Source organism: Streptomyces carminius (genome assembly GCF_002794255.1).
GTDB classification, from domain to species: Bacteria; Actinomycetota; Actinomycetes; order Streptomycetales; family Streptomycetaceae; genus Streptomyces; species Streptomyces carminius.
Genome location: NZ_PGGW01000009.1, coordinates 36,867 through 57,842, shown reverse-complemented (window position 1 = coordinate 57,842; position 20,976 = coordinate 36,867). Strand labels below are relative to the sequence as shown.

The 20,976-nt window shown below is 69.6% G+C and carries 18 protein-coding genes and 1 pseudogene; 10 read left to right on the top strand and 9 right to left on the bottom strand.

Annotation, left to right across the window (positions count from 1 at the left end; genetic code table 11):
• A partial coding sequence (gene trxB / locus CUT44_RS02495; RefSeq protein ID WP_100200454.1) for a thioredoxin-disulfide reductase occupies window positions 1–900 on the top strand: 900 nt, incomplete at its 5' end.
• A 57-nt stretch (window positions 901–957) separates the two neighbouring features.
• A pseudogene (gene trxA / locus CUT44_RS02490) lies at window positions 958–1,290 on the top strand (thioredoxin); the annotation flags it as partial.
• 117 nt (window positions 1,291–1,407) lie between these two features.
• On the opposite strand, the gene CUT44_RS02485 reads toward trxA, so the two are convergent.
• From CUT44_RS02485 to rpmH, 9 genes are all read right to left on the bottom strand, one after another.
• Window positions 1,408–2,025 carry a GNAT family N-acetyltransferase gene (locus tag CUT44_RS02485; RefSeq protein WP_100200445.1) on the bottom strand — a complete coding sequence of 206 codons (618 nt, stop codon included), beginning with the start codon at window positions 2,023–2,025 and terminating at the stop codon, window positions 1,408–1,410.
• Window positions 2,026–2,069: 44 nt separating this feature from the next.
• Entirely contained in the window at window positions 2,070–3,170 is a 1,101-nt protein-coding gene (locus CUT44_RS02480) for a ParB/RepB/Spo0J family partition protein (protein WP_100200444.1), read from the bottom strand.
• A complete protein-coding gene (locus tag CUT44_RS02475) occupies window positions 3,167–4,240 on the bottom strand; it encodes a ParA family protein (RefSeq protein WP_100200443.1) in 1,074 nt (357 codons plus the stop codon). Before CUT44_RS02475 ends, CUT44_RS02480 begins: the two co-directional genes overlap by 4 nt.
• 257 nt (window positions 4,241–4,497) lie before the next feature.
• Window positions 4,498–5,229, bottom strand: coding sequence for a 16S rRNA (guanine(527)-N(7))-methyltransferase RsmG (gene rsmG, locus CUT44_RS02470; protein WP_100200442.1), 732 nt, complete (start codon window positions 5,227–5,229; stop codon window positions 4,498–4,500).
• Window positions 5,226–5,723, bottom strand: coding sequence for a Jag family protein (locus CUT44_RS02465; RefSeq protein ID WP_100200441.1), 498 nt, complete (start codon window positions 5,721–5,723; stop codon window positions 5,226–5,228). The genes rsmG and CUT44_RS02465 overlap by 4 nt, the downstream gene beginning before the upstream one ends.
• Window positions 5,724–5,738: 15 nt before the next feature.
• Window positions 5,739–6,887, bottom strand: a complete 1,149-nt coding sequence (gene yidC / locus CUT44_RS02460) for a membrane protein insertase YidC (RefSeq protein ID WP_100200453.1) — start codon at window positions 6,885–6,887, stop codon at window positions 5,739–5,741.
• 12 nt (window positions 6,888–6,899) lie between these two features.
• Complete coding sequence (gene yidD, locus CUT44_RS02455; protein ID WP_100200440.1) at window positions 6,900–7,187, bottom strand: membrane protein insertion efficiency factor YidD; 288 nt, start codon at window positions 7,185–7,187, stop codon at window positions 6,900–6,902.
• Window positions 7,184–7,576, bottom strand: coding sequence for a ribonuclease P protein component (rnpA, locus tag CUT44_RS02450; RefSeq protein ID WP_100200439.1), 393 nt, complete (start codon window positions 7,574–7,576; stop codon window positions 7,184–7,186). Before rnpA ends, yidD begins: the two co-directional genes overlap by 4 nt.
• A gap of 25 nt (window positions 7,577–7,601) precedes the next feature.
• On the bottom strand, window positions 7,602–7,739 hold the full coding sequence (gene rpmH, locus CUT44_RS02445) for a 50S ribosomal protein L34 (RefSeq protein ID WP_100200438.1): 138 nt from the start codon (window positions 7,737–7,739) through the stop codon (window positions 7,602–7,604).
• A gap of 409 nt (window positions 7,740–8,148) precedes the next feature.
• Between rpmH and dnaA the strand changes: the two genes are divergently transcribed.
• The 8 genes from dnaA (at window position 8,149) to CUT44_RS02405 (ending at window position 20,944) form a co-directional block, all read left to right on the top strand.
• Window positions 8,149–9,957, top strand: a complete 1,809-nt coding sequence (gene dnaA / locus CUT44_RS02440; protein ID WP_100200437.1) for a chromosomal replication initiator protein DnaA — start codon at window positions 8,149–8,151, stop codon at window positions 9,955–9,957.
• 931 nt (window positions 9,958–10,888) lie between these two features.
• Window positions 10,889–12,019 (top strand): DNA polymerase III subunit beta, encoded by a 1,131-nt coding sequence (gene dnaN, locus CUT44_RS02435; RefSeq protein ID WP_100200436.1) that lies wholly within the window; start codon window positions 10,889–10,891, stop codon window positions 12,017–12,019.
• Between the two features lie 251 nt (window positions 12,020–12,270).
• The gene (gene gnd / locus CUT44_RS02430) at window positions 12,271–13,206 is read left to right on the top strand and encodes a phosphogluconate dehydrogenase (NAD(+)-dependent, decarboxylating) (protein ID WP_100200435.1); all 936 of its coding nucleotides are present in this window, start codon (window positions 12,271–12,273) and stop codon (window positions 13,204–13,206) included.
• Window positions 13,207–13,229: 23 nt separating this feature from the next.
• Window positions 13,230–14,381 (top strand): DNA replication/repair protein RecF, encoded by a 1,152-nt coding sequence (recF, locus tag CUT44_RS02425; protein WP_100200434.1) that lies wholly within the window; start codon window positions 13,230–13,232, stop codon window positions 14,379–14,381.
• A 104-nt stretch (window positions 14,382–14,485) separates the two neighbouring features.
• On the top strand, window positions 14,486–15,007 hold the full coding sequence (locus CUT44_RS02420; protein ID WP_233221156.1) for a DUF721 domain-containing protein: 522 nt from the start codon (window positions 14,486–14,488) through the stop codon (window positions 15,005–15,007).
• A gap of 399 nt (window positions 15,008–15,406) precedes the next feature.
• Window positions 15,407–17,503 (top strand): DNA topoisomerase (ATP-hydrolyzing) subunit B, encoded by a 2,097-nt coding sequence (gyrB, locus tag CUT44_RS02415; protein WP_100200432.1) that lies wholly within the window; start codon window positions 15,407–15,409, stop codon window positions 17,501–17,503.
• 59 nt (window positions 17,504–17,562) lie between these two features.
• A complete protein-coding gene (gene gyrA, locus CUT44_RS02410; RefSeq protein WP_100200431.1) occupies window positions 17,563–20,217 on the top strand; it encodes a DNA gyrase subunit A in 2,655 nt (884 codons plus the stop codon).
• A gap of 7 nt (window positions 20,218–20,224) precedes the next feature.
• Window positions 20,225–20,944, top strand: a complete 720-nt coding sequence (locus CUT44_RS02405; protein WP_100200430.1) for a DUF3566 domain-containing protein — start codon at window positions 20,225–20,227, stop codon at window positions 20,942–20,944.
• The last annotated feature ends 32 nt before the right edge of the window (window positions 20,945–20,976 follow it).

The following is a 20,976-nucleotide window of genomic DNA, read 5'->3' as shown; positions in this document are numbered from 1 at the left end:
GGCTCGGTGACCGCGGGCGGTGCACTGATGAACACCACCGAGGTGGAGAACTTCCCCGGTTTCCGCGACGGCATCATGGGCCCGGACCTGATGGACAACATGCGCGCCCAGGCCGAGCGGTTCGGAGCCGAGCTGATCGCCGACGACATCACCGCGGTCGACCTGGAGAGCGAGGTCAAGTCGGTCACCGACTCCGCCGGTGCCGTGCACCGCGCCCGGACGGTCATCATCGCCACCGGCTCCCAGCACCGTCGGCTCGGCCTGCCCAGAGAGGACGAGCTGTCCGGCCGCGGGGTGTCCTACTGCGCCACCTGTGACGGCTTCTTCTTCCGCGGCCAGCACATCGCCGTGGTCGGCGGCGGTGACACCGCCATGGAGGAGGCCACCTTCCTCTCCCGGTTCGCCGAGAAGGTGACCATCGTCCACCGCCGTGACACCCTGCGGGCCTCCAAGGCGATGCAGGAGCGCGCCTTCGCCGACCCGAAGATCACCTTTGCCTGGAACAGCGAGGTCGCCGAGCTCCACGAGGACGGCGGCAAGCTGTCGGGGCTGACCCTGCGCGACACCGTCACCGGCGCCACCTCCCACCTGCCGGCCACCGGACTGTTCGTCGCCATCGGCCACGACCCGCGCACCGAGCTGTTCAAGGGCGTGCTCACCCTGGACGAGGAGGGCTACCTGACGGTGGACGCGCCCTCCACCCGCACCAGCATCCCCGGAGTCTTCGCCGCCGGGGATGTCGTCGACCACACCTACCGCCAGGCCATCACCGCCGCCGGCACCGGCTGCTCCGCCGCCCTGGACGCCGAACGCTACCTCGCCGCCCTGGTCGACGCCCCCGAGAAGCACGTCGCCGAACCGGAGAAGACCGACGAGGCAGCAGCAGCCGCCGCACTCTGAACCGTCTCCAACGATCGCCGTCCGTTCCCATCCACCGCAGAACACCAGAGAAGCAAGGAGATCACCATGGCCACCGTGACCGCCACTGACGCCGACTTCGAGGATGTCGTCCTCAAGAGCGACAAGCCCGTCCTGGTCGACTTCTGGGCGGCCTGGTGCGGTCCGTGCCGGCAGATCGCTCCCTCGCTGGAAGCGATCTCGGAGGAGCAGGCCGACAGGATCACTGTCGTCAAGCTCAACATCGACGAGAACCCGGCCACCGCCGCCAAGTACGGGATCATGTCCATCCCGACCATGAACATCTACAAGGGCGGCGAAGTCGTCAAGACCATCGTCGGGGCCAAGCCCAAGGCCGCCATCGAGCGCGACCTGGCCGACTTCATCGGCTGACGTTTCACGTGAAACAGGCCCGCCTCCACCCGGAGGCGGGCCTGTTGTCATGTCGTCGTGGCGGGCCGTATGCCCAACACGGAGACATGGCCCATGGAGACATGCTCAAGAAGACGGTTACAACGGCCTGAGCGCGGGCTCCTTGTGTACCGCTCCCAACAGCCGGTCGATCGCCAGCTCGACATCCTGCTTCCAGGACAGAGTCGTCCGCAGCTCCAGCCTCAGCCGGGGATGGGCATGGTGCGGTCGCACCGTCTTGAAGCCGACCGCGAGAAGATGATCCGCAGGGAGCACACATGCGGGTTCCTTCCAGCGCGCGTCTCCGAACGCCTCGATCGCCTTGAACCCTCGCCGCAGCACATCCTTCGCCACCGCCTGCACCATCACCCGGCCCAGCCCCTGTCCCTGGTAGCCCGGCATCAGCCAGGCAGTGATCAGTTGCACCGCGTCCGAGGACACCGGGCTGGTGGGGAAAGCCGCCGAGCGCGGCACATAGGCGGGTGGGGCGTACAGCACGAAGCCCACCGGCACATTGTCGACGTAGACCACCCGTCCGCAGGAGCCCCACTCCAGCAGCACCGCCGATATCCAGGCTTCCTTCTCCAGTTCCGGGCGTCCCGCCTGCACCGCGGCGTCACCGCTGACAGGATCGAGTTCCCAGAAGACACACCTGCGGCAGCGCTTGGGAAGATCCGGCAGGTTGTCCAGCGTGAGAGGAACGAGTCGGCGCCCCATGGAGACATCGTATCCATGGGGCGCCGCTTGTCCCTGTCTTGGATCTACTCGTCGCTGTCGTCGTCTCCCCGGGAGAGCTGCTGTTCCAGTAGTTGGTCCTCGCCGGGCGCGAACTGGCTCAGAATCCTCTCCAGATCCTCCATCGAGGCGAACTCGACGACGATCTTGCCCTTCCTCTGTCCCAGATCCACCTTCACTCTGGTTTCGAAACGGTCCGAGAGTCGAGTCGCCAAATGGTCGAGCGCGGGGGAGACCCGCTTACCGGCCCGCGGCTTGGGCTTGTTCCGGCTCTTGGGCTTCGTGTCCATCAGGGTCACGATCTCCTCGACCGCCCGCACCGACAGCCCCTCGGCCACGATGCGGTGCGCGAGCCGGTCCTGCTCCTCGGAGTCCTCCACCGACAGCAGCGCACGCGCATGCCCTGCGGACAGCACACCGGCCGCCACCCGTCGCTGCACCGATGGCGAGAGCTTCAGCAGCCGCAGTGTGTTCGACACCTGAGGACGCGAGCGGCCGATACGGTCGGCCAACTGGTCATGCGTGCAGTTGAAGTCCTTCAGCAGCTGGTCGTACGCCGCCGCCTCCTCCAGAGGATTCAACTGGGCCCGGTGAAGGTTCTCCAGCAGGGCGTCCAGCAGAAGCTTCTCGTCCTCCGTGGCCCGGATGATCGCCGGGATTCTCTCCAGCCCCGCCTCCCGGCAGGCCCGCCAGCGCCGCTCCCCCATGACGAGCTCATAGCGCTCCGGGCCCAGTCGGCGTACAACGACCGGCTGGAGCAGACCGACCTCCTGAATGGAGGTGACCAGTTCCGCCAGGGCGTCCTCGTCGAACACCTCCCGCGGCTGCCGAGGGTTGGGAGTGATGGCATCGATCGGCACCTCGGCGAAGTGGGCTCCCGCCGGTTCAGCGTCCACAGCGGACTCGGTTTCACGTGAAACGGCACTCCCGTACCGATCCTCGTTCTCCGCCGGCGAGGCCACCCTGGAAGTCGACAGCCCACGTCCGGGTGTCAGCACCGGGACCGCGGTCGGCGACAGCGCACCGTTCTCTCCCACCACCGGACTGATCTGGTCGTCCGCTCCCGTTGGCGCCGCGGGAATCAGCGCGCCGAGTCCTCGACCCAGCCCTCTACGTCGTTCCGTCACTGAGTCCCCTCCACCGTGTGCTGTCCCTGCTGCTTGCCCGCGCCGCGCAGCGCGATCTCCCGGGCTGCCTCCAGATAGGAGAGCGAACCACTGGAACCCGGGTCGTAAGTGAGAACCGTCTGCCCGTAACTGGGCGCCTCGGAGATGCGCACCGATCGCGGAATATTGGTCCGCAGGACCTCCTTGCCGAAGTGCCCGCGTACCTCCTCCGCCACCTGGGAGGCGAGCCGGGTCCGGCCGTCGTACATCGTCAGCAGAATCGTCGAGACATGAAGCTCGGGGTTGAGATGCCCCCTCACCAGTTCGACGTTCCGCAGCAGCTGTCCCAGCCCTTCCAAGGCGTAGTACTCACATTGGATCGGAATGACCACCTCGGCACCGGCGACCAGTGCATTGACGGTCAGCAGACCGAGCGAGGGCGGGCAGTCGATGAAGATGTAGTCCAGCGGCTGCTCATAGGCGACGATCGCCTTCTGCAGCCGGCTCTCCCGGGCCACCAGGGACACCAGCTCGATCTCGGCACCGGCGAGATCGATCGTGGCCGGAGCACAGAAGAGGCCCTCCACGTCCCGTACGGGTTGCACCACGTCCGACAGCGGCTTTCCGTCCACCAGGACGTTGTAGATCGAGGGCACCTCGGCATGGTGGTCTATCCCCAGGGCCGTGGACGCGTTCCCCTGCGGATCGAGGTCGATCACCAGCACCCGGGCCCCGTGCAGTGCCAGCGAAGCGGCCAGATTGACCGTGGTCGTGGTCTTGCCGACCCCGCCCTTCTGATTGGCGACCACCATCACCCGGGTCTCATCGGGCCTGGGAAGACCCTCACCGGTACGGTTCATCGCCTCGACCGCCTGTTGGGCAGCGCGGCCGACCGGCGCGGAGACATCCCCGTCATACCTGGGGGAAGCGTCCATCGGGGGCGGAGTCTCACTCATCGTTTCACGTGAAACATCCGCCGTTTCAGAACGGGGACCCGGGACCGGGTCGGTCATCGGTCCCGCAATATGGCCGTCGGACCGCAACGGTTCACTCTCCTCGACGTCAGGCTCGCGATGAGGAGAGCCTGCCATGTCACCGGGGTCGGGAACCAGCGAACCCCGCTCACCTGTGGATGAATCCACCTCCGAGCGGGGTTCTGATGAACGCGGTGTAGTCGAACGCCCACGATGGATGAAGCCGGACAGCAGAAAGCGACGTTTCACGTGAAGCACGATGCATCCATACGTACCGCCGGACACGGCGACACTCCGCAAGCAGCCTCTATGGCGGCTTTACGGAGTAACCGGCAACCCCGCTCGGGGAGTAGGCACGCGGGGAGTAGGCACGGTCAGCGCCTGCGCCGCGCTCCCCGGGGACGCCCGCTCCGTGCGGCCTTCGCTTTCTTCGCGGCGAAACGCACTCCGCCGGGGCTCTCCCCGACCTCGGCCCGCACCACGGTGGCCGACGGCTCCACCAGCCCCTGGCCAACCCGGAGCACTGAGGACTCCACCACCCCGAGCTTCTGGAGCGCGGCACGCGCACTCCTCAGCTCTTCCTCGGCGGTGTCGCCCTTGAGAGCGAGCATCTCGCCGTACGGCCGCAGCAGCGGGATGCCCCATCCGGCCAACCGGTCCAGAGGGGCCACCGCCCGGGCCGTCACCACGTGCACCGGCGGCAGCGAGCCGAGCACTTCCTCGGCCCGGCCCCGCACCACGGACACATGGTCCAGCCCCAGCGTCTCGACGACTTCCTGAAGGAAGTTCGTCCGCCGCAGCAGCGGCTCCAGCAGGGTGATCCGCAGATCGGGACGTACCAGCGCCAGCGGAACTCCCGGCAGCCCGGCTCCCGACCCCACATCGCAGACCGTCACGCCCTCGGGAACGACCTCCGAGAGCACCGCGCAGTTCAGCAGATGGCGCTCCCACAGCCGCGGCACCTCACGCGGTCCGATCAGTCCGCGTCTGACGCCCACCTCCGCCAGCAGCTCCGCATAGCGGACCGCGTCGGCGAAGCGAGCACCGAAAACCTCCCGCGCCACCTCGGGCGCGGGAGGAAGGACGGACGACGCGGGCTCCGTCACGGCAGTACGACCACGCAGCGCTGTGGTTCCTCGCCCTCGGACTCGCTGCGCAGGCCGGCCGCAGCCACCGCGTCGTGCACCACCTTGCGCTCGAAGGGCGTCATCGGCCTGAGCTTCACCGGCTCGCCGGTGCGCTTCACCTCTTCGGCCGTCCTGTCGCCCAGCTCGGTCAGCTCATCACGCTTGCGGGCCCGGTAGCCGGCGATGTCCAGCATCAGCCGGCTGCGGTCTCCGGTCTCCCGGTGCACCGCGAGCCGGGTCAGCTCCTGCAGTGCCTCCAGCACCTCGCCGTCCCGGCCGACCAGCTTCTGCAGATCACGGCTCTCGACATCGCTGACGATCGACACGGCTGCGCGGTCGGCCTCGACGTCCATGTCGATATCACCGTCGAGATCGGCGATGTCGAGGAGCCCCTCGAGATAGTCGGCCGCGATCTCACCCTCCTGCTCAAGGCGGGTCAGGGTGTCGGCGCCCTCTGCGGTCGTGTCCGTCACGAGTGGACTCCTTCTTTACTTCTTGGACGGGTGCTTGGGGCGCTGCGAGCCCTTGCGCTGTCCGGGCTTCTTCTTCGACTGTTGTCCGGTACGCGCCGGCCGCCCGCCCTCGGGGGTCTCCTTGGTCATCGACGGCTTCTGGCCGGCCGCCTTCTCCGTCTCGGCCCCGGCCTCGGTCCGCGCCTCGTTCGCCTCGGCCTCGGCCTCGGCCTGCTTCGCCTCGGCCTGTGCCGCGGCGGCCTGGCGCTGTGCCTTGGTCATACGCCTGGGCTGCTGCCGGTTGGCACGGGCGGTCTCGACGGCCTTCTTCGTCTCGACCTCCGCCGGGTCCTCCTTGAGCTTGCCCTTGGCACGCAGCTTCTCCTGGCGCTGCTTGTAGGCCAGCGAGCCCGGCGTCGGGTTGCGCTTGATGATGTACATCTGCTGGCCGAGGGTCCACACGTTGGTGGTCAGCCAGTAGACGAGGACACCGACGGGGAAGTTGATACCGAAGACGGCGAAGATGATCGGGAAGACGTACATCAGCATCTTCTGCTGCTGCATGAACGGTGTCTTCACCGTCAGGTCGACGTTCTTCGTCATCAGCTGGCGCTGCGTGTAGAACTGCGAGGCGGACATCAGCAGGATCATGATGACCGTGACCACGCGGACGTTGACCAGCGTGGCGCCCAGCGCCTCCACCTTGTCCGCGCTGTCCATGAACCGGGCGGCGATCGGAGCGCCGAAGATGTGCGCGTTACGGGCGCTGTCCACCAGTCCCTGGTCGAGGACACCGACCTCGCGGCCCATGGCGATCTTGTTCAGCACCTGGTAGAGCGCCAGGAAGAACGGTGACTGCGCCAGAATCGGAAGGCAGCTGGAGAGCGGGTTGGTACCCGTCTCCTTGTACAGCTTCATCATCTCTTCCGACTGGCGCTGCCGGTCGTTCTTGTAGCGCTCCTGGATCTTCTTCATCCTCGGCTGGAGCGCCTGCATGTTCCGCGTCGCCTTGATCTGCTTCACGAAGAGCGGGATCAGGGCGATACGGAGGACGATCACCAGCGAGACGATGGACAGACCCCAAGCCCAGCCGCTGTCCTCGTCGAACACGAGGCTGTACAGCTTGTGGAACTGGACGATGATCCAGGAAACAGCGGTATAGAGAGGACCGAAGATCGTGTCGATCGTGTCCACGAGTCAGGCTCCTTGGGCATTGGACTGGGTCCGGTGCTGCCAGCGGCTGCGCAGTCGCTGATGCCAGACCGGGTGCTTCCGGGCAGGAACGTGATCCACCCCACCGGGCGACCATGGGTTGCAGCGCAGAATGCGCCAGGCGGTCAGTGCCGTCCCTTTCACCGCGCCGTGCCGGTTGACGGCCTCATAGCCGTAGTGCGAACACGACGGGTAGTACCTGCACACCGGACCGAGCATGGGGCTGATGGTCCACTGGTACAGCTTGATCAACCACAGCAGCGGGTACTTCACGACGGCCCTCCAAGCAGCCGCTGCAGTGCGGTGTCCAGATCCCGGGCCAACTTCTCGTGGTCCGCCTCACCCGCACCGGGCAGCGCCCGTATGACCATCAGGCTACCGGGCGGCAGTTCGGTAATCCTCTCCCGGACCAGATGGCGAAGCCGCCGCTTCACACGGTTACGGACCACCGCGTTGCCGACGGCCTTGCTCACGACGAAACCCGCACGCGCCGGGAGAGCGCCTCCCTCGGCGGCGTGCGGGTCCGAATGTCCCCCGGCACCGGAGTGGGGGGACCCCCTGCGCAGATGGACGACGAGAAGCGGACGCCCGGCCCGGCGTCCCCGTCGTACCGCGGCCGCGAAGTCCTCGCGCCGCCTCAGCCGGTTCTCGGTGGGCAGCACGACACGGACCCGCGGGCTGAACTGGTCAGGCCGACAGACGGGCGCGGCCCTTGCCGCGGCGGGCCGCGACGATCGCACGGCCCGCACGGGTCCGCATACGCAGCCGGAAACCGTGGGTCTTCGCGCGGCGGCGGTTGTTCGGCTGGAAGGTGCGCTTGCTCACTCGAGGGCTCCAGGGATGTTCGTGTCTCGAAGAGACGTGTGGGGTGCCTGCTGGCTGTCACCGTGCGCCCACGAGTAGCTCGCAACGCCCGAGTGCACCGCTTCTGTGATCGCCAGGATCTTGCCCATCGGAGGCAGGCGGCAGCAGCCATCGACAACTCGACCTGGTTACGGTACGCGCGCCCGAGCCGTCCGGTCAAACCAGGGCCGGCCGGGGGGTTCTGTACACAGCCTGTGGACAACGACTTGAACCGCGCACACCGCGCTGACTACCGTGGCCGAACTTCCGTTTCCTCCCAGCCGTCCCGAGAAGCACACCCGGGCGGAACCGGACCACCGACGCGGACCGGCCGCCCGACCGGTCCCGCACCCCCCGAAAACGCCCCCCAGCGAGTGAGAGAGCGTGTCCTGTGGCCGACCTGCCTGCCGATCTTGCCGCAGTGTGGCCACGCGTGCTGGAACAGCTCCTCGCCGACGGCCAGGGCGTCGAGGCCAAGGACCAGCGGTGGCTCAGAGACTGCCAGCCCCTGGTACTGGTGTCCGGCACCGCGCTGCTCGGCGTGCCCAACGAGTACGCCAAAGGTGTACTGGAGGGGCGGCTCTCCCCGCTGATCACCGACACGCTCAGCCGTGAGTGCCAGCAGCCCATCCGTCTGGCGATCACCGTCACCGGCCCGGTGCCCGATCCCTCCCCGCCGGCCCCGCCGCCCCCCGCGCCCGCGGCCCCGGAGCCTCCGCAGCACCACCAGTCCCCTCCGCACCAGCAGTCTCTCCGCTTCGACGAGCCGCGCTACGACGCGCACCACCGGCAGCACGGCGACCGGCACGGTTCCCAGCACGGTGCGCGCCATGACGAACGGCCCGAGCTGCCGAACGCACGCCCCGCGTACCCGGACTACCCGCACAGCCAGCAGCACCAGCAGCACCAGCAGCCGGGCGCCTGGCCCCGGCCGCAGGAGCCCGAGGCCTGGCAGCCGTCCCGCGATCCGTACCCGCCGCAGGCCCCGCCGTACGAGCCCCCCTCCTACGACCGGCGCCGGGCCTCCCCCTACGACCAGCCCCCGAGGCCGCGCTACGACGGCCCCGGCGCCATGGGACGGGGCGACTCCCCGCAGCTGCCGGCGCCCAGCGGCGCGCCCGGCCCGCTCGCCGCACAGCCGGCGCCCGCGACCGGTCCCGGCGAGCCGACGGCCCGGCTGAACCCGAAGTACCTCTTCGACACCTTCGTCATCGGCGCCTCCAACCGCTTCGCGCACGCCGCCGCGGTCGCCGTCGCCGAGGCGCCGGCCAAGGCATACAACCCGCTGTTCATCTACGGCGAGTCCGGGCTGGGCAAGACGCACCTGCTGCACGCCATCGGCCACTACGCCCGCAGCCTCTACCCGGGCACCCGGGTGCGGTACGTGAGCTCGGAGGAGTTCACCAACGAGTTCATCAACTCCATCCGCGACGGCAAGGCGGACGCGTTCCGCAAGCGCTACCGCGACATGGACATCCTGCTGGTCGACGACATCCAGTTCCTGGCGAGCAAGGAGTCGACGCAGGAGGAGTTCTTCCACACCTTCAACACACTCCACAACGCCAACAAGCAGATCGTGCTCTCCTCCGACCGGCCGCCCAAGCAGCTGGTCACCCTGGAGGACCGGCTGCGCAACCGCTTCGAGTGGGGGCTGATCACCGACGTCCAGCCGCCCGAGCTGGAGACGCGCATCGCGATCCTGCGGAAGAAGGCGGTGCAGGAGCAGCTGAACGCGCCTCCGGAGGTGCTGGAGTTCATCGCCTCGCGGATCTCGCGCAACATCCGCGAGCTGGAGGGGGCGCTGATCCGGGTCACCGCCTTCGCCAGCCTCAACCGGCAGCCCGTCGACCTGGGCCTGACGGAGATCGTCCTGAAGGACCTCATCCCCGGCGGCGAGAACGCCGCCCCGGAGATCACCGCGGCCAACATCATGGCGTCCACGGCCGACTACTTCGGGCTGACGGTGGACGACCTGTGCGGCTCCTCGCGCAGCCGGGTCCTGGTCACCGCGCGGCAGATCGCCATGTACCTGTGCCGGGAGCTGACCGATCTGTCGCTGCCGAAGATCGGCGCCCAGTTCGGCGGCCGGGACCACACCACCGTGATGCACGCCGATCGCAAGATCCGCGCGCTGATGGCCGAGCGCCGGTCCATCTACAACCAGGTCACCGAGCTGACCAACCGCATCAAGAACGCCTGACGGGCGACGGACGGCTCCGGGAGGGCGGACGGAGCCCGTCCGCCCTCCCGGAGCCGTCTCCTCACCCCGCCCGCATCACGCCGCCCGCATCACGCCGCCCGCCTCACGCCGCCCGCCTCACCGCGCGGCCGCGCACACGCGTCCACACGCACTCACGCCGAGCCCCCGGGACCTCCGGGGGGCTTCTCGCTGTTCGATTCCACGGGCCGGAACGGTGCCCGGTCCACAGCTGTGCCGCCTCCCCGCCGTCCACACGCTGGGGACCGCCGAGTTTTCCCGAGTGTGTCCACAGGAACGCCCGGCTGTGATCGGATGGAGCAGGTCAGGACCCTGGGGATCTGTTGTCAACAGTTGTCCACAGGGTGTGGACGACCGATGGGGCCGCGGCGGACGAGTCGAGTTGTCCACCGCCCGCCCACAGGCGGAGCCGTGTTGTGCACAGCTTCTCCACAGCGTTGTCCACTGTTCGGCAACGTGACGCGCCATGTCACCGATCCGTGTGAAAGGCGTCACACCGGCAGGCCCGGTTGGCCTGTTGAGAAGTCGGGTAAAACTGTGGGCGACCCTGGGGAGAACTCCGGGATCCCTGTGCATCGGGTGTGCAGAACTTTCCGGTGTCCACAGCCACCCCCTCTCCGTCCACCGCTCCGCCCACAGGGCCGGTGGACAAAATATCCGCCGTGACCTGCGTGAACCGGGTTATCCACGGTTTCCACAGGCCCTACTACTACGACCACGGATATAAAGCGGGAACTTCGCTCGGAAACGGGCCCTGTGCACAACTCGGCCCGGACGCCGCGCACGCCGCTCCGCCCGACTTGACCCCGACCCGCCCCGGCTGTCAGCCGGGTGCGTCAGACTGGTCTCCGGCGACAAGCCGACAACGAAGATCAGCAGGGCGAGCAGCCAGCAACAGCAGGAGGCGGCTGAAGTGAAGATCCGGGTGGAGCGCGATGTCCTCGCGGAGGCGGTGGCCTGGGCGGCCCGCAGCCTCCCGGCCCGGCCCCCGGTGCCGGTCCTCGCGGGGCTGCTGCTGAAGGCCGAGGAGGGCTCACTGAGCCTGTCCGGCTTCGACTACGAGGTCTCGGCACGGGTCTCGGTGGAGGCCGATGTGGAGGAGAGCGGGACGGTCCTCGTCTCCGGCCGCCTCCTGGCGGACATCTCCCGCGCGCTCCCCAACCGTCCCGTGGAGATCTCCACAGACGGTGTACGGGTGACCGTCGTCTGCGGCTCCTCGCGGTTCACACTCCACACACTGCCTGTGGAGGAGTACCCGGCGCTGCCCCAGATGCCGAGCGCGACCGGCACGGTCCCGGGCGAGGTCTTCGCCGCCGCCGCCGCCCAGGTCGCCATCGCCGCCGGCCGCGACGACACACTGCCGGTGCTCACCGGTGTGCGCATCGAGATCGAGGGCGACACGGTCACCCTGGCGTCCACCGACCGCTACCGCTTCGCGGTCCGGGAGTTCCTGTGGAAGCCGGAGACACCGGACGCCTCCGCGGTGGCCCTGGTGCCCGCCAAGACGCTGCTGGACACCGCCAAGTCGCTCAACGGCGGGGACGACGTGACGCTGGCGCTGTCGGGCTCGGGCGCGGGCGAGGGCCTGATCGGCTTCGAGGGCAACGGCCGGCGGACCACGACGCGTCTGCTGGAGGGCGATCTGCCGAAGTACCGGACGCTCTTCCCGACGGAGTTCAACTCGGTGGCGGTGATCGAGACGGCGCCCTTCGTGGAGGCGGTCAAGCGCGTGTCGCTGGTGGCCGAGCGGAACACCCCGGTACGGCTCACCTTCGAGCAGGGCGTGCTGATCCTGGAGGCGGGCTCCAGCGACGACGCACAGGCTGTGGAGCGGGTGGACGCGCAGCTGGAGGGCGACGACATCTCGATCGCCTTCAACCCCGGCTTCCTGCTGGAGGGCCTGAGCGCCATCGACTCCCCGGTGGCCCAGCTGTCCTTCACCACCTCCACCAAGCCGGCGCTGCTGAGCGGCAGGCCCGCGGTGGACGCGGAGGCGGACGAGTCGTACAAGTACCTGATCATGCCGGTGCGGCTGTCGGGCTGAGCCGGGGCACGGGCGGTCCGGCGCGGGCGGGAGCGCGAGGGTCGTCCCTCGCACGGACCGCAGCATGCCGGTGCGGCTGTCGGGCTGAGCCGGGACGCGGGCCCTGCCGGGCCCCTCGGTCCGGTGTGGCCCGCCGGGGCGGCCGGGTCCGCCGCGCATTCGAGCGGGGTGTGCCCACAGCTGTGCGTCACCTCCCCGGCGTAGGCTCGTCACCGGGTACGAACGCTGGAAAACCGAAGGAAAGGCCTCTGATGGAGCTCGGTCTCGTCGGTCTCGGCAAGATGGGCGGCAACATGCGCGAGCGCATCCGCCGCGCCGGCCACACCGTCGTCGGATACGACCGCAACCCGGACCTCGCCGACGTCCACAGCCTTGAGGAGCTCGTGGACTCGCTGAAGGCCCCGCGGGTGGTGTGGGTCATGGTCCCGGCCGGCGGCCCGACGCAGGCGACCGTCGACGCGCTGGCCGAGCTGCTCTCCCCCGGCGACGTGGTCGTGGACGGCGGCAACTCCCGCTGGACCGACGACGAGAAGCACGCCGAGCAGCTGGCCGCCCGGGGCATCGGCTTCGTGGACTGCGGCGTCTCCGGCGGCGTGTGGGGTCTGGAGAACGGCTACGCGCTGATGTACGGCGGCGAGGCCGAGCACGTCGCGAAGGTGCAGCCGGTCTTCGACGCGCTCAAGCCGGAGGGCGAGTTCGGCTCCGTGCACGCCGGGAAGGTGGGCGCGGGCCACTTCGCGAAGATGGTCCACAACGGCATCGAGTACGCGATGATGCAGGCCTTCGCCGAGGGCTGGGAGCTGCTGGAGGCTGCCGAGGCGGTCACCGACGTCCGCGAGATCTTCCGCTCCTGGCGCGAGGGCACGGTCATCCGCTCCTGGCTGCTGGACCTGGCCGTCCGCGCGCTGGACGACGACGAGCACCTGGGGGCGCTGCGCGGCTACGCGGCCGACTCCGGCGAGGGCCGCTGGACGGTGGAGGCGGCGATCGACCACGCGGTGCCGCTGCCCGCGATCACCGCGTCGCTGTTCGCCCGGTTCTCCTCCCGGCAGGACGACTCCCCGCAGATGAAGATGATCGCCGCGCTGCGCAACCAGTTCGGCGGCCACGCGGTGACCGCCGCGGCCGGCGGCGAGAAGGGCGCCGACGCGCCGGGCGCGGACGTCACCCCGCCGGCCGGCGGCTGACCGGTCGCGGCGGATCGGGTCCGATGCACGTCACGCATCTGTCGCTCGCCGACTTCCGGTCGTATACCCGGGTCGAGGTCCCGCTCGATCCGGGCGTCACCGCCTTCGTCGGACCGAACGGCCAGGGCAAGACGAACCTGGTGGAGGCCGTCGGCTATCTGGCGACGCTGGGCAGCCACCGGGTGGCCTCCGACGCCCCGCTGGTGCGCTCGGGCGCCGACCGGGCGGTGATACGCGCGGCGGTGCGGCAGGGGGACCGGCAGCAGCTGGTGGAGCTCGAGCTGAATCCGGGCCGGGCCAACCGCGCCCGGATCAACCGCTCCTCGCAGGTCAGGCCGAGGGACGTGCTGGGCATCGTGCGCACGGTGCTGTTCGCGCCGGAGGACCTGGCGCTGGTGAAGGGCGATCCGGGGGAGCGGCGGCGCTTCCTGGACGAGCTGGTCACCGCGCGCGCGCCGCGGATGGCAGGGGTGCGGGCGGACTACGAGCGGGTGCTCAAGCAGCGCAACACCCTGCTGAAGACGGCGGCGATGGCCCGCCGCCACGGCTCCGGTTCCGGTGGCGGTTCCGGTGGCTCAGGCTCCGGCGGGGGCGGGGCGCTGTCCACCCTGGACGTGTGGGACCAGCATCTGGCCCGGGCCGGCGCGGAGCTCCTGGCCCAGCGGATGGCGCTGGTGGCCGCGCTGGGCCCGCTGACGGACAAGGCGTACGAGCGGCTGGCGCCCGGCGGGGGCCCGGTGGTGCTGGAGTACCGCTCGCCGGTGGCGGCCGGCAGCCGGGAGGAACTGCACCAGCGGCTGCTGGCGGAGCTGGCCGCCGCGCGCCGCCAGGAGATCGAGCGGGGCGTGACGCTGGTGGGTCCGCACCGGGACGATCTGGTGCTGCGGCTGGGGGAGTTGCCCGCGAAGGGGTACGCGAGCCACGGCGAGTCCTGGTCGTACGCCCTGGCGCTGCGGCTGGCCTCGTACGACCTGCTGCGGAGCGAGGGCAACGAGCCGGTGCTGGTGCTCGACGACGTCTTCGCCGAGCTGGACGTGCGGCGGCGGGAGCGGCTGGCCGAGCTGGTGGCACCCGGTGAGCAGGTGCTGGTGACGGCGGCGGTCGAGGAGGACGTGCCGAAGGCGCTGGCGGGGACGCGGTACACGGTCGGCGGCGGGGAGGTGACCCGGCTGTGAGCGGGGGGCGGAACGCGAAGCCGGGCGCCGGGCCGGACAGGGAACGGGACCTCGGCGGCGTCCCCGGGCCGGCCCCGGGAGAGGGCGCGGGGGAGGGCGCCGAGGTGCGGATCCCGGCTCCTTCGGCGGAACCGACGGGGGTGGACCTGGCGCGGGTGGCGCTGCGGGCGGCCCGGGAGCAGGCGCGGGCCCGCGGTGCGCTGACGCGGCAGAAGCGCCGTTCCCGGACCACGGGGACGCTGTCGGGCGCGCGGCGGGACGGCCGTGATCCGCTGCCGCTGGGTGCGGCGATCGAGCGGCTGAAGACCGAGCGCGGCTGGGAGATGCCGATGGCGGTGGGCGGCGTGATGGGCCGCTGGCCGGAGTTGGTGGGTCCGGACCTGGCGCGGCACTGCGTACCGGGGTCGTACGACGAGCAGGAGCGGGTGCTGTCGGTGCGGTGCGACTCCACCGCGTGGGCGACGCAGGTACGGCTGCTGGCGCCGCAGCTGGTGGCGCGGCTGAACGCGGACCTGGGGCAGGGGACGGTGAAGGTGATCAGGGTCCGCGGGCCGGAGGCGCCGGACACCCGGCACGGCCGGCTGCGCGCCCCGGGGAGCCGGGGCCCGGGGGACACCTACGGGTGACGTCCCGGGCCTCGCGGCCCGGCTCCCGGCACCGCCCCGGGCCCCGCCGAGAGCACTGCCGGAAGCCCCGCCGGAAGCCCGGGGCGAAGGGCCCGGGGAAGGCCCGGGGAGGCGATGTGGACCTTCTCATTCCGTATGAGCGCTCACAGTGATGAGGCCTTGACATCCCGAAGCGCTGAGTGCCCTTGTGAGCGCCCTGAGGGCCCGGGCCGCATATGGGGAGTCGGATGAGGCCGGTTCAGGGCGGCACATGCGGTCTCAGGTACCGGCAAACCCCCATCGTTGTCAGTGATGCCGGTAGACTGGAGCCACATCCGCCTCACTGCGGAAAAAGTCGAACGACGCAGCCGCTCCTGCCCGCCCGGACGGGGTTCTCCATCCGATCGCAGGGGAAGGCTTGTGCTGTGCCAGAAAGGGCGCTTCGTGGCCGATTCCGGCAACTCCAACGAAACCTTCCCTGCCACCGGCGGGGAGTCCCCCGAGCCGTCCGCGACCCCGCCCGCTCCGGGTGCCGGCGTCGGCGAGCCGTCGTACGACGCCAGTGCGATCACGGTCCTGGAGGGACTGGACGCGGTCCGCAAGCGGCCCGGCATGTACATCGGCTCCACCGGTGAGCGCGGCCTCCACCACCTCGTGCAGGAAGTGGTGGACAACTCCGTCGACGAGGCGCTGGCCGGCCACGCGGACACCATCGACGTGACGCTGCTGGCCGACGGCGGTGTCCGGGTCGTCGACAACGGCCGCGGCATCCCGGTCGGCATCGTGCCCTCGGAGGGCAGGCCCGCGGTCGAGGTCGTGCTGACGGTGCTGCACGCGGGCGGCAAGTTCGGCGGGGGCGGCTACGCCGTCTCCGGCGGTCTGCACGGTGTGGGCGTCTCGGTGGTCAACGCGCTGTCGACCAAGGTCTCGGTCGAGGTCAAGCGGGACGGCTACCGCTGGACGCAGGAGTACAAGATGGGTGCGCCCACCGCGCCCCTCCAGCGCAACGAGGCCACCGACGAGACCGGTACGACGGTCACCTTCTGGGCCGACGGCGACATCTTCGACACGACCGACTACTCCTTCGAGACGCTCTCGCGCCGCTTCCAGGAGATGGCGTTCCTCAACCGCGGTCTGACGATCACTCTGACCGACGAGCGGGAGGCGGCCAAGCAGACGGCGGGCGCCGACACCACGGACACGGCGGAGGACGACAAGCCGCGTTTCGTGCGCTACCACTACGAGGGCGGCATCTCGGACTTCGTCCGCCACCTCAACTCCCGCAAGGGCGAGCCCGTCCACCCCTCGGTGATCGACATCGAGGCGGAGGACAAGGAGCGGAAGATCTCGGTGGAGATCGCGATGCAGTGGAACACCCAGTACACCGAGGGTGTCTACAGCTTCGCCAACACCATCCACACCCACGAGGGCGGCACCCACGAGGAGGGTTTCCGGGCGGCGCTGACCGGTCTGGTCAACCGCTACGCCCGGGACAAGAAGCTGCTGCGGGAGAAGGACGACAACCTCACGGGCGAGGACATCCGCGAGGGCCTGACGGCGATCATCTCGGTGAAGCTGGGCGAGCCGCAGTTCGAGGGCCAGACGAAGACGAAGCTGGGCAACACCGAGGCGAAGACCTTCGTCCAGAAGATCGTGCACGAGCACCTCGGCGACTGGCTGGACCGCAACCCCAACGAGGCCGCCGACATCATCCGCAAGGGCATCCAGGCGGCCACCGCGCGCGTGGCGGCCCGCAAGGCGCGGGACCTGACCCGGCGCAAGGGTCTGCTGGAGACGGCCTCGCTGCCGGGCAAGCTGAGCGACTGCCAGTCCAACGACCCGGTCAAGTGCGAGATCTTCATCGTCGAGGGCGACTCCGCGGGCGGCAGCGCCAAGTCCGGCCGCAACCCGCAGTACCAGGCCATCCTGCCGATCCGCGGCAAGATCCTGAACGTGGAGAAGGCACGGATCGACAAGGTCCTGCAGAACCAGGAGGTCCAGGCGCTGATCTCGGCGTTCGGCACCGGGATCCACGAGGACTTCGACATCGCCAGGCTCCGCTATCACAAGATCATCCTGATGGCGGACGCCGACGTCGACGGCCAGCACATCAACACCCTGCTGCTGACGCTGCTGTTCCGCTTCATGCGGCCGCTGGTGGAGGCCGGTCACGTCTTCCTGTCCCAGCCGCCGCTCTACAAGATCAAGTGGTCGCGGGACGAGTTCGAGTACGCGTACTCCGACCGGGAGCGCGACAGCCTGATCCGGCTCGGCCGCGAGCAGGGCAAGCGGATCAGGGACGACTCGGTGCAGCGCTTCAAGGGTCTGGGCGAGATGAACGCCGAGGAGCTGCGCATCACCACCATGGACCCGGCCCACCGGGTGCTGCGCCAGGTGACGCTGGACGACGCGGCCGCCGCCGACGACCTGTTCTCGATCCTGATGGGCGAGGACGTCGAGGCGCGGCGCTCCTTCATCCAGCGCAACGCCAAGGACGTCCGCTTCCTCGACATCTGACCGGAGTCGGCCGTACGCCGCACGCCGCACGACGACGACCACAAGGACTGACCACACCCATGGCCGACGAGATTTCCCCCACCCCCATCGAGGGGGGCGCCCCCGGGCCCCTCTCCCCCGCCCCGGGCATCCCCGTGGTGGACGAGAGCGCCGGGAACCGCGTGGAACCGGTGAGCCTCGAGACCGAGATGCAGCGCTCGTACCTCGACTACGCGATGAGCGTGATCGTCTCGCGTGCGCTGCCCGACGTCCGCGACGGGCTCAAGCCGGTGCACCGCCGGGTGCTGTACGCGATGTACGACGGCGGCTACCGGCCCGAGAAGGGCTTCTACAAGTGCGCCCGCGTCGTCGGCGACGTGATGGGCACCTACCACCCGCACGGTGACACCTCCATCTACGACGCCCTGGTCCGCCTCGCCCAGCCGTGGTCGATGCGGATGCCGCTGGTGGACTCCAACGGGAACTTCGGCTCGCCGGGCAACGACCCGGCGGCGGCCATGCGGTACACCGAGTGCAAGATGGCGCCGCTGGCCATGGAGATGCTCCGGGACATCGACGAGGAGACCGTCGACTTCCAGGACAACTACGACGGCCGCAACCAGGAGCCGACGGTCCTGCCGTCGCGCATCCCCAACCTGCTGGTCAACGGCTCGGCGGGCATCGCGGTCGGTATGGCCACCAACATCCCGCCGCACAACCTGCGCGAGGTGGCCGCCGGCGCCCGCTGGTACCTGGAGCACCCGGAGGCGTCCAACGAGGAGCTGCTGGACGCGCTGCTGGAGCGGATCAAGGGCCCCGACTTCCCCTCCGGCGCGCTGGTGGTGGGCCGCAAGGGCATCGAGGAGGCGTACCGCACCGGCCGCGGCTCGATCACCATGCGCGCGGTGGTGGCGGTGGAGGAGATCCAGGGGCGGCAGTGCCTGGTCGTCACCGAGCTGCCGTACCAGGTGAACCCGGACAACCTGGCGCTGAAGATCGCCGAGCTGGTCAAGGACGGCCGGGTCGCCGGCATCGCGGACGTCCGCGACGAGACCTCCTCGCGCACCGGGCAGCGGCTGGTGATCGTCCTCAAGCGGGACGCGGTCGCCAAGGTCGTGCTCAACAACCTCTACAAGCACACCGATCTGCAGACCAACTTCGGCGCCAACATGCTGGCCCTGGTGGACGGGGTGCCCCGGACGCTGTCGCTGGACGCGTTCATCCGCAACTGGGTCACCCACCAGGTGGACGTCATCGTCCGCCGTACCCGCTACCGGCTGCGCAAGGCCGAGGAGCGCGCCCACATCCTGCGCGGCCTGCTCAAGGCACTGGACGCGATCGACGAGGTCATCGCGCTGATCCGGCGCAGCAACACCGTGGAGGTGGCGCGCGGCGGCCTGATGGAGCTGCTCGCCATCGACGAGATCCAGGCGAACGCGATCCTGGAGATGCAGCTGCGGCGGCTGGCGGCCCTGGAGCGGCAGAAGATCACCGCCGAGCACGACGAACTCCAGACGAAGATCGACGAGTACAACGCGATCCTGGCCTCGCCCGAGCGGCAGCGGCAGATCATCGACGAGGAGCTGGCCGCGATCGTCGACAAGTACGGCGACGACCGGCGCAGCAAACTGGTGCCCTTCGACGGCGACATGTCCATCGAGGACCTCATCGCCGAGGAGGACATCGTCGTCACCATCACACGCGGCGGCTACGTCAAGCGCACGAAGACCGACGACTACCGCTCCCAGAAGCGCGGCGGCAAGGGCGTGCGCGGCACGAAGCTCAAGGAAGACGACATCGTCGACCACTTCTTCGTCACCACCACGCACAACTGGCTGCTGTTCTTCACCAACAAGGGCCGGGTGTACCGGGCCAAGGCGTACGAGCTGCCGGACGCCGGCCGGGACGCGCGCGGCCAGCACGTGGCGAACCTGCTGGCCTTCCAGCCGGACGAGAAGATCGCCCGGATCCTGGCCGTCCGGGACTACGCGGCCGCACCGTACCTGGTACTGGCCACCAAGTCGGGCCTGGTGAAGAAGACCCCGCTGAAGGACTACGACTCGCCGCGCTCCGGCGGTGTCATCGCCGTCAACCTCCGCGAGCTGGAGGGCGGCGGCGAGGACGAGCTGATCGGTGCCGAGCTGGTCTCGCCGGACGACGACCTGCTGCTGATCAGCCGCAAGGCGCAGTCGATCCGGTTCACCGCCACCGACGACTCGCTGCGTCCGATGGGCCGCGCCACCTCGGGTGTGAAGGGCATGAGCTTCCGGGAGGGAGACGAACTGCTCTCGATGAACGTCGTACGGGCCGGTACGTTCGTTTTCACCGCCACCGATGGTGGGTACGCGAAGCGCACGGCCGTGGACGAGTACCGTGTGCAGGGCCGTGGCGGTCTGGGCATCAAGGCGGCCAAGATCGTGGAGGATCGCGGTTCGCTGGTGGGGGCCCTGGTGGTGGAGGAGACCGACGAGATCCTCGCCATCACCCTCGGCGGCGGCGTGATCCGCACCCGGGTCGACGAGGTCAGGGAGACGGGCCGTGACACGATGGGCGTCCAACTGATCAACCTCGGCAAGCGCGACGCCGTGGTCGGCATCGCGCGCAACGCCGAGGCCGGCCGGGAGGCCGAGGAGGTCGAGGCCGAGGGCGACGGCACCGAGACGGCCCCGGACGCGTCTTTCCCGGAGGCGGCCGTCTCCGCGGCCGCCGAGACGGCTTCGGACGACGAGGAGTAGACAGATCGTGAGTGGAACCGCGGGCGCCGCCAGAGGCGACAAAGACGATGGCGGCGCCCGTGGGCCTGCCGCTGACGACACTCGCCGCAAGGGCGAGTCCCACAGTGGGGGAACAACCGTGACCAGTGCCCACCCGCAGCCGCAGCCGCAACCGCCGGCCCAGCCCCAGGCCGGTGCGCCGCAGCCGCACCAGCCGCCGCAGGCCTACCCGTCCCCGCCGGGCGGCACCCCGCCGCCGCACTCCGGCCGGCCGCACCAGCCGGGAGCGGACCAGCAGGCGGTCCCGCAGCCCGGCCACCAGCAGCAGGACATGGACGTCATACGCAGGTCGCGTACGGGCGCCCGTACGGTGCCCAGGACCCGCAAGGCGCGGCTGCGGGTGGCCAAGACCGACCCGTGGTCGGTGATGAAGGTCAGCTTCCTGCTGTCGATCGCGCTGGGCGTCTGCACGATCGCCGCGGTGGCGGTGCTGTGGATGGTGATGGACGCCATGGGCGTGTTCGCCGCGGTCGGCGGGACGGTCAGCGAGGCGACCTCCACGGACGACGGCGGCGGCTTCGACCTGGAGGGCTTCCTGTCCCTGTCGCGGGTGCTGGCGTTCACCTCGATAGTCGCGGTGATCGACGTGGTGCTGATGACGGCCCTGGCCACGCTGGGGGCGTTCATCTACAACCTCTCGGCCGGAATCGTCGGCGGTGTCGAGGTGACGCTCGCGGAGGACGAGTGACGGTCAGGTGTCCCCGGAACGCTCCCGGCGGC

Excerpts from the sequence above, each read along its gene's own strand:
- recF (WP_100200434.1), top strand. The coding sequence starts at position 13,230 with ATGCACGTCACGCATCTGTCGCTCGCCGACTTCCGGTCGTATACCCGG.
- CUT44_RS02485 (WP_100200445.1), bottom strand. The coding sequence starts at position 2,025 with ATGGGGCGCCGACTCGTTCCTCTCACGCTGGACAACCTGCCGGATCTT.
- gnd (WP_100200435.1), top strand. The coding sequence starts at position 12,271 with ATGGAGCTCGGTCTCGTCGGTCTCGGCAAGATGGGCGGCAACATGCGC.
- CUT44_RS02475 (WP_100200443.1), bottom strand. The coding sequence starts at position 4,240 with ATGGCAGGCTCTCCTCATCGCGAGCCTGACGTCGAGGAGAGTGAACCG.
- gyrA (WP_100200431.1), top strand. The coding sequence starts at position 17,563 with ATGGCCGACGAGATTTCCCCCACCCCCATCGAGGGGGGCGCCCCCGGG.